We start from the raw sequence: 12,561 nt of genomic DNA, 5'->3' as shown, positions 1-12,561 counted from the left end.
ATGGACGATCGGACGACGCCCGAGCCCTACCCCGACCTCGAGGTCGGCCCGAGCAGGGCGTGGGCCGTCGGCGCGCCGGGCATCCTGCACGCGATGGAGCCCGCGCTCGCCCGCATGGGCCTCTCGCGGACGGCCCGGCTCGCGCTCGCGATCAACCAGAAGGACGGCTTCGACTGCATGAGCTGCGCGTGGCCCGACCCGAGCCACCGCAACCGCCTCGAGTTCTGCGAGAACGGGATGAAGGCGACGACCTGGGAGGCCACGCCGATCACGGTGCCCCGCGCGTTCTGGGCCGAGCACTCGCTCACCTCGCTGCTCGATCGCTCGGAGTACTGGCTCGGCCAGCAGGGCCGGCTCACCGAACCGGTGCACAAGCCCGCCGGGTCCGACCACTACGAGCCGGTGTCGTGGGATGACGCGTTCCGGATCATCGCCGACCGGCTGAACGGGCTCGAGTCCCCCGACCGCGCCGCGTTCTACACGAGCGGACGCACCTCGAACGAGACCGCGTTCCTGTACCAGCTCTTCGTCCGGGCGTTCGGCACGAACAACCTGCCCGACTGCTCGAACATGTGCCACGAGTCCACCGGAACGGCGCTGACCGCGACGATCGGCATCGGGAAGTCCACGGTTCGCTACGACGACTTCGCGAAGGCCGACCTCGTGATCGTCATGGGGCAGAACCCGGGCACGAACCATCCGCGCATGCTCACCGCGCTCGAGGAGACGAAGCGACACGGCGGCCGCGTGGTCTCGGTCAACGTGCTGCCCGAGGCCGGCCTCATCCGCTACAAGAACCCGCAGAAGGTCCGGGGCCTCCTCGGCCGCGGCACGCCGATCGCGGACCGCTTCCTGCAGATCCGCTCGGGCGGCGACATGGCGCTGCTGCAGGCCGTCTCGCGGCGCGTGCTCGACGCCGAGGACGCCGCGCCGGGCACCGTCCTCGACCACGAGTTCCTTGAGCGGCACACGGAGGGCCTCGAGCCGCTCCGCGCCCACCTGGCCGACCTCGACGAGGCGGCGGTGCTCGCCGCGACCGGCCTCACGACCGAGGAGATCGACGGGCTGGCCGAGGAGTACCTCGCGGCCGATCGGGTCATCGTCACGTGGGCGATGGGGCTCACGCAGCAGAAGAAGGCGGTGGCGACGATCAAGGAGATCGTCAACCTGCTGCTCCTGCGCGGCAACATCGGCAAGCCGGGAGCCGGCGCCTCGCCGATCCGCGGGCACAGCAACGTACAGGGCGATCGCACGATGGGCATCTGGGAGCGGATGCCGGAGCGGTTCCTCGCCGGGCTCGAGGCCGAGTTCGGCTTCCCCGTGCCGCGCCGGCACGGCGCCGACGCGCTGCAGACCGTGCACGGCCTGCGCGACGGCGCGATCGACGTGTTCGTCGCCATGGGCGGGAACTTCGTCGGCGCGATCTCCGACACGGACGCCGCGGAGGCGGCGATGCGCGGCGCGAAGCTGACGGTCCAGGTGTCGACCAAGCTCAACCGCTCGCACGTCGTCACGGGCGAGGAGGCGCTGATCCTGCCGACGCTCGGCCGCACCGAGGTCGACCTGCAGGACGGTCGGCCCCAGTTCGTGTCGGTCGAGGACAGCGTATGCGCGGTGCACGCGAGCCACGGCGCGATCCCGCCCGTGGCCGACGGCCTGCGCTCGGAGGTCGCGATCGTGTGCGGGCTGGCCGAGGCGACGCTCGGCGAGCGCCACGGGATCCCGTGGGCCGAGTTCGCGGGTGACTACGACCGCATCCGCGAGCGCATCGCGCGCGTCGTGCCCGGCTTCGAGTCGTTCAACGAGGACGTGCGGCGCGAGGGCGGCTTCGTGCTGCCGAACGGCCCGCGCGATGCGCGACGCTTCGACACGCCCTCGGGCCGGGCGATGATCACGGTGAACGAGCTGGAGCACCTCGAGCGCCCTCCCGGGCGGCTGATCCTGCAGACGCTGCGGTCGCACGACCAGTTCAACACGACGATCTACAGCCTCGACGACCGCTACCGCGGCATCCGCAAGGGCCGCGACGTGGTGTTCGTGCACCCCGACGACCTGGCGGAGCTCGGCCTCGCGGACGGACAGCGCGTCGACGTCGTGAGCGAGTGGCCCGGCGAGCCGGACCGGCGCCTGCCGAACCAGCGCCTGGTCGCGTACCCGACCGCGCGCGGCTGCGCCGCCGCGTACTACCCGGAGGCCAACGTGCTCGTGCCGCTCGCCAGCGCGGCCGAGGAGAGCGACACCCCCGTCTCGAAGGCGGTCATCGTCCGCCTCGAGCCGGTCGCGAACGCCCGGCCCGCGACCCGCGACGCGACGACGGGCGACGCGTCGCTCTGAGCGACGCGTCGCCGGGCCGCGTTCAGCCCTCCGCCGGCGCCGCCTCCGCGGGCTCGGCTTCCGCCTCGGCGCGCCTGGCCTCGCGCTTCGCGCGCCGACGCTCACGACCGCCCTCGACGAGGTCGTAGAGCGAGGGCAGCACGAGGAGCGTGAGCACCGTCGACGACAGCAGGCCGCCGATCACGACGAGCGCGAGCGGCTGGGAGATGAACCCGCCGCTGCCGGTGATCCCGAGCGCGAGCGGGAGCAGCGCGAAGATCGTCGCGAGCGCCGTCATCAGGATCGGCCGGAGCCGTCGGGACGCGCCGTGCAGCAACGCGTCGCGCACGTCCATCCCGCGATCGCGGTACTGGTTCACCAGGTCGATGAGCACGATCGCGTTCGTCACGACGATGCCGACGAGCATGAGCACGCCGACCAGCGAGGCGACGCCGAGCGGGATGCCGGTGACGATCTGCAGCAGGATGGCACCGGTCGCCGCGAACGGCACCGACACGAGCAGCAGGAGCGGCTGCAGGAGCGACCGGAACGTCGCGACCATGACCACGTAGACGATGAGGATCGCCGCCAGCAGGGCGAGGCCGAGCTGGGAGAACGACTCCTGCTGGTCGGCGGTCACGCCGCCGAGCGAGGCCGACGTGCCCTGCGGGAGGTCCACGGCGTCCACCGCGGCCGTGACCGCGGCGCTCGCCGCGCCGAGGTCGTCCCCCGCGGGAGTGGCCGAGACCGTCGCGCTGCGCAGGCCCTTCACGGTGGTGACCGACGACGGACCCTCCGCCTGCTCGACCGTGGCGAGCTCGTCGAGCCGCACCGGGCCGGTCGGCGTCGGGATCTCGAGCGCCTGGAGCTCGTCCACGCTCGTCGGCGAGGTCTCGGCGGCCAGGTAGATCGTGAGGGTCTTCTCGTCGATCACGATCGACCCCGCCGACTGCGGCTGCATCTGCGAGGACACGTACCCGCCCAGCGCGACCTCGGAGTACCCCGCGTCGGCCGCGGCCGTGCGGTCGACCTCGATGGCGACGTACGGCTGCGAGGCGTCCAGGTTGGAGGTCACCTGGTTCAGCTCCTCGAGGTCCGCGAGCTCCGCGACGACCGCGTCCGCCGCCGCGCGGAGGTCCTCCTCGTTCGATGCGGTGATGTCGACCTCGATGTCGTTCGAGGCGCCGAAGCCGCTCTGCACCGCGAGCGTGATCTCGCCCACGTCGTCGAGCTCGTCGATGCGGTCGCGCACCTCCTCCTGCAGCGCGAGCTGGTCGGCGTCCTCGTCGGTGGTGACGTTGTACGCGACCGTGTTGTTCGACCCGCCGAACGCGGCGAGCGCGCCGCCGCCGGTGGAGGTGCCGATCGACGCCTGGACGGTCTCGACGCCCTCGACCGACCGGATGGCCGACTCGACCGGCTCCGACGCCTCGGCCAGGTACTCGAGGCTCGAGCCGACCGGGAGCTCCTGCGTCACGCGGAACGTGTTCTGCCCGCTGCCGCCGAGGAAGTTCGTCTTCATGAGGGGCGCGAGCGCGACCGTGCCGCCGAGCACGAGCACGGCCAGCAGGATCGTGATGCCGGAGTGCTTCAGGGTCCACGACAGGATCGGGAGGAACCCCTTCTGCAGGCGCGACGGGTGCTCGAGCTCGTCGACCTTCGTGGCCGCGGACGGCACCGGCGTCGCTCCCTGCGGCGCGGTCGACGCGCGCGCGCCGTCGGCCGGCGTCGCGCCGGACGGCTCGCCGCGCAGCTCGGGCGCCAGCCACACCTCGTCGACGAAGGCGGCCTCGGCCGCGGCATCCGCCTCGGTCTGGCCCTTGCGCGGCGCGGCGGGCTTCAGGAACCAGTACGCGAGCACCGGCACGATCGTGAGCGACACGAGGAGCGAGGCGAGGAGCGCGATCGTCACGGTCAGCGAGAACGGACGGAAGAGCTCGCCCGTCACGCCGTCGACGAGCGCGATCGGCAGGAACACGGCGACGGTCGTGATCGTTGAGGCCGTGATGGCGCCGGCGACCTCGCGGACGGCGTGCACGATCGTGGACGCCTTGTCGACGCCGGCCACGAGGTGTCGCTTGATGTTCTCGATGACCACGATGGAGTCGTCGACGACTCGGCCCACCGAGATCGTCAGCGCGCCGAGCGTGAGGATGTTCAGCGTGTAGTCGGCGGCCTGGAGCCCGATGAGCGTGATCAGCACCGAGGTCGGGATCGAGATCGCCGTGACCAGCGTCGCGCGCACCGACAGCAGGAACACGAGGATCACGAGCACCGCGAAGACGAGGCCGAGCAGGCCCTCGACCGCGAGCGACTCGATCGAGCGCTCGATGAACGGCGCCTGGTCGAACACGACCGTGAACTCGGTGCCCGGGTTGGTCGTGTCGAGCGACGCCTGGAGGTCGGGCAGGGCGTCGCGCACCGCGTTGGACACCTCGACGGTGTTCGCGGCGGGGAGCTTCGTGACCGAGATCGCGAGGGCGGGTTCGCCGTTCACGCGCGAGATGCTCGTCTGCGGGTTCTCGGTGAGCTCGACCGATGCGACGTCGCCGATCGTGAGCGAGACGGGGACGGTGACCGTCGTGGCGGTGGCGTCCGCGCCGGGGAAGCCGGCCGCACCGTCGCCGGGGACGGCCGCGTCGGGCAGGGTGCCGTCGGTCGGCAGGCCGTCGGTCGGGGCGCCGGTCGTGCCGTCGAGCGCCTGGTCCGGCGCCGCGGGCTGCGCCTCGGTGCCGCCGAGGACGGGCAGCGCCGAGACGTCGTCGACGCTCGAGAGCCGGGTGCCCGCCTGCACGGCGAAGGTGGAGTCGCCCTCGGTGATCTCGCCGGCGGGCAGCAGCACGCCGCTCTGCTGGAGCGCATCGCGGATCGCCTGGCTGGTCAGCCCGTACTGCGCCAGCGTCTCGGGGTCGGGCGTGATGACCACGCGTCGACCCTGGTCGCCGACGAGCGACGCGTCGCGCACGCCGTCGATGTCGCGCAGCTCGGGCAGCGTCGTGCGCGCCAGCTCGTCCGAGAGCGCCGAGGCGTCATCGGCGCCGGTGACGGCGACCGCGAGGACGGGCAGGTCGTCGAAGCTGAACGCGACGACCTGCGGGTCGACGTCGTCGGGCAGCGTCGGCGCGATGCGGTTCACCGACGAGAGGAGCTTCTGCTCGGCGAACGCGAGGTCGGTCCCGAACGTGAAGTTGGCCGTGACGCGCGAGAGGCCGGTCGAGCTCGTCGTCGACGTCGACTCGAGGCCGGTGATGCCCTGGACGGCGGTCTCGATCGGGGTCGAGACGTCGGCGTTCACGACCTCGGGCGAGGCGCCGGGGTACGCCGTGATGATGGTGAGCTGCGGGAGCTGGATCGACGGCGCGAGCTCCTGCTTGAGCCCGTTCAGCGCGATGCCACCGAAGATCGCGACGACGACGGTGACGAGGGCGATGAGCGCGCGGTTCCGCATGCTGAGCTTCGCGAGGACGGACATGGTCTCGATTCTCTCAGCGGACGGTCCCGTCCGGATAACGGGAAGCTGGGAACGCCCGGCGAGAGTCCACGGGCTCGCGTCGCGTCGGGAGGCGGTCGACCGGGCGGGCCCGCGCTCGCGGACCCGCCCGGTCGACCGGAGCGACGGGTCGGGCTAGGGGGTCGCCTCGATCGCGTACAGCGTGGTCGTGCCCGACACCTCGTTCGCGACCGCGAGCATCGGCCGGCCGGTCGGGCTCGCCTCGGCGGGGATGAACGCGAGGCCCTCGGGTCCGAGGTCGCCGGCCGCGGAGAGCAGTTCGACGCCGTCGTCCTCGACCGAGACCGAGAAGTCGCGGTTGTTCAGGTACGTCACGAAGCTCGACGCCGCCGGGACGGTGATGTCGTAGACCATCACGCCGCCGACGCGCTCGAGGCCGATGAAGGCGTACGTGCGCCCGTCGACCTCGCCGATCGCGAGGCTCTCGGGCTCCGGACCCTTGTCGTCGCTGCGGCCCTCGAGGTTCGACTCGCTGTGGTTGGAGTTGAAGAAGTCGGGAGCGGCCTCGTGCGTGATCCGCTCGAAGTCCTCGCCGGAGTCGAAGACGAGCTCGCCGTCGGTGGTCCAGATCGAGAACGACCGGGCGCCGAACGCGTAGAGCTCCTCGTAGCAGCTGCCGTCCTCGCTGAGCCCCATCGCGGTCGAGACGTTGAGACGACCGAGGTCGGCGTCGCCCGTGTATGCGGCGGCGGGGCTCGCGTCGCAGATCGGGGGCAGCCCGTCGTCGCCGAGGTCCTTCACGCGCGCCGGCTCCTCGTAGTCGCCCCATTCGCGCGCGTCGCCCTCGTTGGCCGAGACGAGGAACGTCTCGCCGCCGGCCGCGTAGGCGACCAGGCCGTCGGGCTGGTACATGCCCTTGAGCCCGTCGAAGGTGCGGATGTCGAACGTGGGCGCGCCCTGCGGGTCGCGGTCGGACGGGTCGAGCCCGTGCCCGGGCTCCGAGCGGTCGACGAACCCGAGCGGCAGGATCTCGTCGACGCTCGCCGCGGCGAGGTCGACGACGGCGATCGCGTTCGCCTCCTGCAGCGCGACGTACGCGGTGTCGCCGTCCAGTGCGACGTACTCGGGCTCGAGGTTGCGTGAGACCGGGAGGTTCGCGTCGGGGGCCGGCCCGAAGACCCGCACGCCGTCGGGCAGCGTCTTCGAGCCGCCCGCCTCGAACTCGTGGAAGTCCGCGGTCCGCACGTCGCCCTGCGCCGCAGCCGCGACCGCGTCGGGCAGGTCGACGACCGAGACCGACCCCTCCGGGTCGCTCGAGAAGTCGTCCGCCGGCTCGCCCTCGTTGGCGACGACCGCCCGGGTCCCGTCGTCGGAGATCGCGACCATGTCCGGCAGCGCCCCGACGACGACCGAGCCGAGCACGCGAGCCTTCTTCTTCGTCGCGTCGAAGAACACCAGGCGACCGGGGGCGGTCTTGTCGTCGCCGTCCTCGATCGCGACGACGCCCAGGCCGTCGGCGCGGACCGCGACCGAGTTGGCGATGCCGCCGCCATCGACCTCGCCGACCTTCTTGGGCTTGCCCGGCTTCTTCGCGTCGATCACGTCGACCAGCCCGGCCTGCGCGTTCACGACGTAGAGCCGGCCGTCGTACGACGCGACGATCTCGGCGGCCGATTCGTCGAACACGCCGGTCTCGTACGTGCCGACGGGCGAGATGGTGAGCGCGGCGCCGTCGGCGACGACCTCGACGGGCGCGTCCACGATGGCGGTGCGGACGGGCAGCGCGGCGGCGGGGCCTGCGACGACGCAGCCCGCAGCGACGGCGCCCGCGAGGATCGGCGCTGCGGCACGCCGGATGCGGGATCGGGTGGGGAGCATGGTTCACCTTCGGTCGGAGGACACCGGACGGACCTCACTCTCGTCCCGTGCGACGAACCTCGGATGGCGGGGAGGTGAACGTTCCGTCCGTCAGACGACCGCGGCCAGCACGCCCTGGTCGGGTACCGGGGTCCGCGCGAGGGAGCCCCACGCGCGGACGAGTGCCTGCACGGCGGCCTCGGTCGTCTCGGCCGGGTACCCGATCGGAAGGCGGAGGAACCGCTCGAACGCGCCGTCGATGCCGAACCGCGGGCCCGCGGCGACGATGAGGCCCTCGGCGCGCGCGGCGAGGGCGAGCTGCGAGCTGACAGGGGCGCCGAGGCCCACCCAGGTCGCGATGCCGCCGTCGACGTGCGGGACGTGCCATCCGGGGAACGCATCGGCGAGCAGCGCCTCGAGTCGGTCGCGGCCGGCGCGCAGCTGCTCGCGCCGCCCCTCGAGGATGTCGTCCATCCGGTCGAGCAGCCGCGCGACCATGAGCTGCTCGAGGATCGGCGTGCCGAGGTCGCCGGGCGAGCGCACGGCGAGCAGTCGCCGGATCAGCGGGCGCTCGGCCCGGATCCAGCCGACCCGGATGCCGCCCCACACCGTCTTGCCGACGGAGCCGACCATCACGGCGGGCCCGTACGCGGCCATCGGCTCCAGGTCGGTTCCGCGGTCGATGTCGAGCTCCGCGGTGGTCTCGTCGGCGATCACGACGGTGCCCTGCCGGGCGGCGGCGTCGAGGATGCGCTCGCGAGCGTCGGCGGGCAGCGATCGACCGGTCGGGTTGTGGAAGTCGGGCATGAGGTAGGCGGCGACCGGATTGGCGTGGCCGATGGCGCGCACGAGGTCGTCGGCCTCGTCGGCGGCGCCGAACCCCTCGGGGCCGACGTCGTGCGGTCCGGCGGCGACCGTCACGAGCCGCGCTCCGGCGCCCCGCAGCGCCTCGTACGCGTGCGGGTAGGTGGGCGCCTCGATGAGGGCGCGATCGCCGCGACCCACGAGCGCGCGCGAGAGCAGCGCGATCGCGTGCTGCGCCCCGAGCGTGACCATGACCTGTCCGGGATCGGTGGGCAGTCCGCGCGCGGTGTAGCGGGCGGCGATCGCGGCGCGCAGCTCGGGGAGGCCGATCGGGTCGAACCCGGGGTCGCCCAGGTGGTTGGGCAGGGCGTCGACCGCGGCGCGAGCCACCTCCGGCAGCCACGGCAGGGCGGGGAGCGCGGCCTTGGAGAAGTCGACGTAGTCGGATGCCGGGGGAGCGGGGAGGATGGCCGGCGCGCCGGGCAGCCGGGCCACACTGCCGGACCCCCGGATGCTGTGCAGCATCCGCTGCTCGCGGAGTTCGCGGTACGCCGCGGTCACGGTGGTGCGGCTGAGGTGCAGGCGCTCCGCCAGGTCGCGCTCGGCGGGCAGCCGGGTGTCGACCCCGACCCGCCCGTCGAGGATGAGCAGCCGGATCCGGTCGGCGAGGGCGCGATACGCGCTGCCGCCGTCGCCGCGCCAGTCGCCGAGGAGGTTCTCGAGGGCGCGGGCGCTCATCGTGGCATCCATGATGCGGGCCACTCTAGGTCAATTGGCATCTTGCCGAAAGGCCAATCGGGAGATTGGATTGCTGACATGCCGCTTCGTCTCCCCCGCACCTCCGACCCCGCGCCCGTCTTCGCGCGGCGGATCGTGCAGCTCTACGTCGGGCTGTACCTGTACGGCCTCGGCATCGCGCTCATCGTCCGCGGCGAGCTCGGGGTCGCGCCATGGGACGTGCTCACGCAGGGCATCGCGAAGCAGACCGGGCTCGGCTTCGGCCTGATCACCGTCATCACGAGCGGCATCGTGCTGCTGCTGTGGATCCCGATCCGGCAGCGCCCCGGGTTCGGCACCCTGATGAACGCGCTGCTCGTCGGCCCGTTCGCGGACCTCTCCCTCTGGATGATCCCCACCGGGCTCGACCTCTGGGTGCGCATCGCGATGCTCCTCGGCGGCATCGTCGTCCTCGCGATCGCGACCGGCATGTACATCGGCGCGCACTTCGGCCCCGGACCGCGCGACGGGCTGATGACGGGGCTGCACCGCCGCACCGGCTGGAGGATCTGGATCGTGCGGACGGGCATCGAGGTCTCCGTGCTGGTCACCGGATTCCTGCTCGGCGGGAACGTGGGCCTGGGCACGCTCGCCTTCGCCCTGCTCATCGGACCGCTCTGCGGCTGGACCATCCCGCTGTTCGCCGTCCGGCGCGAGACCGCACCGCGTCGCCGCGCGCGCGGCGCGGGTGCGCTCCCGCCGGCGACGGGGGCCACGCCCGCGCAGGCGTGACCGCGCAGGCCTGACCGGGCGGGCGGAGGGGATGCCGCGGGGCGCGCTCCCGCGGCATCGCCTACAGGTTCCGCTCCGCGTACACGCGCAGCGCGTCGCGGACGAACGCCGCACCCTGCTCGCCGCCGTAGTTGGCCGCGAACCGCGGGTCGGCGACGTACATCTCGCCGAGGCCCTCGACGTACGCCCTGACGTCGCCGCCGGGCGTCGTCGCGGGCGTGCCGGGGATGCCCGTCAGCCACTCCACGTGGCGCGTCGCGAGCGCCTGCGCCTCGGCGCCGCCGGGCGCGATGCCCGACGCCGCGGCGGCCGCCCAGTCGCGACCGAGCGCCGCCGTGCGCTCCTTCCAGGCGCGACGCTCGTCCTCGCCCATGTCGCGCCACCAGCGGTCGCCGGCGGCGTACGACTCGGCGCCCCAGCGCTGCTCGACCTCCTCGCGGTACTGCGAGTGGTCGAACCCGTCCAGCATGTCCTTCGCCATGATCTGCTCACCTCCTCCCAGTGCCTCGATGGTCCGCTCGACCGACGCGACCTGCCGCGCCAGCCGGTCCTGCTCCTGCCGCAGCCACGCGAGGTGCCCGGACAGGGCGCGCGACTCGTCCGACTGCCCGTCGAGCACGTCGGCGATCGCCGGCAGGCCGAGTCCGAGCTCGCGCAGCAGCAGGATCCGCTGCAGCCGCACGAGCGCGGCGCGGTCGTAGTACCGGTACCCGTTCGCCCCCACTCGGCTCGGGGCGAGCAGGCCGACGTCGTCGTAGTGGCGCAGCGTCCGGCTCGTCGTGCCGGCGAGCTTGGCGATCTCCTGGATCGACCAGTCCATCGGTCCCCTCCTTCCCGGGCCCGCGGCGGTCGCGGGTGATGAATCCACGCTAGAAGTTGACGTGGCGTCAATGTCAAGCGTCCGTCCGATCCGAACCGCACCAGCGGTGCCCGCGCCGAGCGCGTCGCGTCCCTTGACGACGTTCGAAACGCGATATATCGTGAATTCTGGAAAACGCGATATATCGCGAATAGCGCCCGCAGGGCGCAGGCGCGGCATCCCGCCCCGCTTCGACGAGAAGGAGCACACGCATGGCCATCGAGAAGTGGGTCGTGAACCCCGGCGAGACCCGGGTCATCGACCTCGAGCTCGTCCGCAAGCTCAAGGTCGGCCTCATCGGCGGCAAGGTCGACGTCATCGCGCACGACGAGCCCGGCGCCCGCGTCGAGATCTCGAGCGTCACGGGCAAGGACCTCATGATCCAGATCGACGGCGACGCGCTCGAGATCGACCACGCGCAGCTGCGTTGGGACAACTTCATCGAGGTGTTCAAGGGCTTCCGCGGCGGATCGAAGGCCGAGGTCTCGATCCTCGCCCCGCGTCACGTGGCCATCAAGCTCGGCGTGGTGAGCGGTGCCGCGCTCGTGTCGGGCTTCGACGACGACGGCCGGTTCAGCTCGGTCTCGGGCGACCTCGTCATCGACAACCACGCGGGTGACATCGAGTGCTCGACCGTCTCCGGCGAGGTCTCGGTCGGCGACCACACGGGCAAGGTCGTGGCCCACACCGTCTCCGGCGACGTCACCGTGACCGGCGACGTCCACGCGTTCAAGGCCGACACCGTCTCCGGCGACATGATCGTCGACTCCCGCGGCACGCCGGGGCGGATCGACACGAACACCGTCTCCGGCGACCTCACGGTCCGCTTCGACGCCGGCAGCGGCGCCCGGTACCGCGTGAACACGGTCAGCGGCTCGCTGCTGCTGGACGACACGCAGATCAAGGGCACGCTGGGCAAGGGCTTCGAGCGGGTGACCGGCGAGCTCGAGGGCACCTGGCTCGACCTCGGCGCCAACAGCGTCTCGGGCAACATCTCCGTGATCCGCCGCCAGCCGGCCACGGCGACGGCGGGCGCGCCCGGCGAGTCGACGGATGCCGCGGGCGCGGCCGCGGACGGCGCCGACGCGTCGCACGGCTCGGCCGACGAGGCATCCGCATGACCCCGCCCGTCTTCGCCCACGGCAACCTGCGCCTGTACCTGCTGGCGCTCCTCGAGGAGCGGCCACGTCACGGGTACGAGCTCATCCAGGCCCTCTCCGACCGCTTCGGCGGCACCTACTCGCCGAGCGCCGGCACGATCTACCCGCGCCTGGCGAAGCTCGAGGAGGAGGGACTCGTCGCCAAGCGCACCGATGGACGCAAGTCGGTCTACGAGATCACCGATGCCGGTCGATCCGAGCTCGACTCCCGACGCCACGAGCTCGACGCCATCGAGGAGGACGTGACCGACTCGGTGCGCCGCATGGCCGAGGGCGTGCGCGCCGAGGTCGACAGCGCGATGCGGAGCCTGCGCGCCGAGCTCGCCTCGGCTGCCCGGGAGGCGAAGAAGGCGGCGACCGAGACGAACGCGACGGTGAACCTGCACGCCGACTCCAACCGCGCGGTGCACGAGGCCGACCTCGTGCTGACCGAGTTCCGCCAGCAGCTTCGGGTCGAGCTGCGCCGCCAGGCCCACCGGGGCCGGGTGTCGGCCGACACCGTCTCGCTGCTGCGGACGCGGCTCGCCGACGTGAAGGCCGAGATCGTCCGGGAGCTCGCCGAGCGCGAGCTGTAGCACCCGCATCGATCCCCCCACGGATGCCGCCGG

Annotated in this window: 8 protein-coding genes; 4 read left to right on the top strand and 4 right to left on the bottom strand. The window is 72.4% G+C overall.

Annotated features, from left to right (window positions below; translation table 11 throughout):
• Entirely contained in the window at nucleotides 1-2,334 is a 2,334-nt protein-coding gene (locus ABME01_RS00795) for an FdhF/YdeP family oxidoreductase (RefSeq protein WP_353826437.1), read from the top strand.
• A gap of 22 nt (nucleotides 2,335-2,356) precedes the next feature.
• Here the strand turns inward: ABME01_RS00795 and ABME01_RS00790 are convergent, their stop codons facing one another.
• The 3 genes from ABME01_RS00790 to yczR all read right to left on the bottom strand — a co-directional run bounded on the left by ABME01_RS00790 (nucleotide 2,357) and on the right by yczR (nucleotide 9,175).
• On the bottom strand, nucleotides 2,357-5,785 hold the full coding sequence (locus tag ABME01_RS00790; protein ID WP_353826436.1) for an efflux RND transporter permease subunit: 3,429 nt from the start codon (nucleotides 5,783-5,785) through the stop codon (nucleotides 2,357-2,359).
• Between the two features lie 153 nt (nucleotides 5,786-5,938).
• Entirely contained in the window at nucleotides 5,939-7,642 is a 1,704-nt protein-coding gene (locus ABME01_RS00785; RefSeq protein ID WP_353826435.1) for a choice-of-anchor I family protein, read from the bottom strand.
• A gap of 90 nt (nucleotides 7,643-7,732) precedes the next feature.
• Nucleotides 7,733-9,175, bottom strand: a complete 1,443-nt coding sequence (gene yczR, locus ABME01_RS00780) for a MocR-like transcription factor YczR (protein ID WP_353826434.1) — start codon at nucleotides 9,173-9,175, stop codon at nucleotides 7,733-7,735.
• A 66-nt stretch (nucleotides 9,176-9,241) separates the two neighbouring features.
• Here yczR and yczE point away from each other — a divergent pair, with 66 nt between their 5' ends.
• Nucleotides 9,242-9,934, top strand: coding sequence for a membrane protein YczE (gene yczE / locus ABME01_RS00775; RefSeq protein ID WP_353826433.1), 693 nt, complete (start codon nucleotides 9,242-9,244; stop codon nucleotides 9,932-9,934).
• 61 nt (nucleotides 9,935-9,995) lie between these two features.
• On the opposite strand, the gene ABME01_RS00770 is transcribed toward yczE, so the two are convergent.
• Entirely contained in the window at nucleotides 9,996-10,754 is a 759-nt protein-coding gene (locus tag ABME01_RS00770) for a MerR family transcriptional regulator (protein WP_353826432.1), read from the bottom strand.
• A 251-nt stretch (nucleotides 10,755-11,005) separates the two neighbouring features.
• Here ABME01_RS00770 and ABME01_RS00765 point away from each other — a divergent pair, with 251 nt between their 5' ends.
• Nucleotides 11,006-11,914, top strand: a complete 909-nt coding sequence (locus tag ABME01_RS00765; RefSeq protein ID WP_353826431.1) for a DUF4097 family beta strand repeat-containing protein — start codon at nucleotides 11,006-11,008, stop codon at nucleotides 11,912-11,914.
• Nucleotides 11,911-12,528 (top strand): PadR family transcriptional regulator, encoded by a 618-nt coding sequence (locus tag ABME01_RS00760; protein WP_353826430.1) that lies wholly within the window; start codon nucleotides 11,911-11,913, stop codon nucleotides 12,526-12,528. Before ABME01_RS00765 ends, ABME01_RS00760 begins: the two co-directional genes overlap by 4 nt.
• The last annotated feature ends 33 nt before the right edge of the window (nucleotides 12,529-12,561 follow it).

The organism is Agromyces litoreus (assembly GCF_040496015.1).
Classification (GTDB): Bacteria; Actinomycetota; Actinomycetes; order Actinomycetales; family Microbacteriaceae; genus Agromyces; species Agromyces litoreus.
Note: the sequence above shows the minus strand (reverse complement) of the source record. Positions and strands in the feature narration are given on the sequence as shown.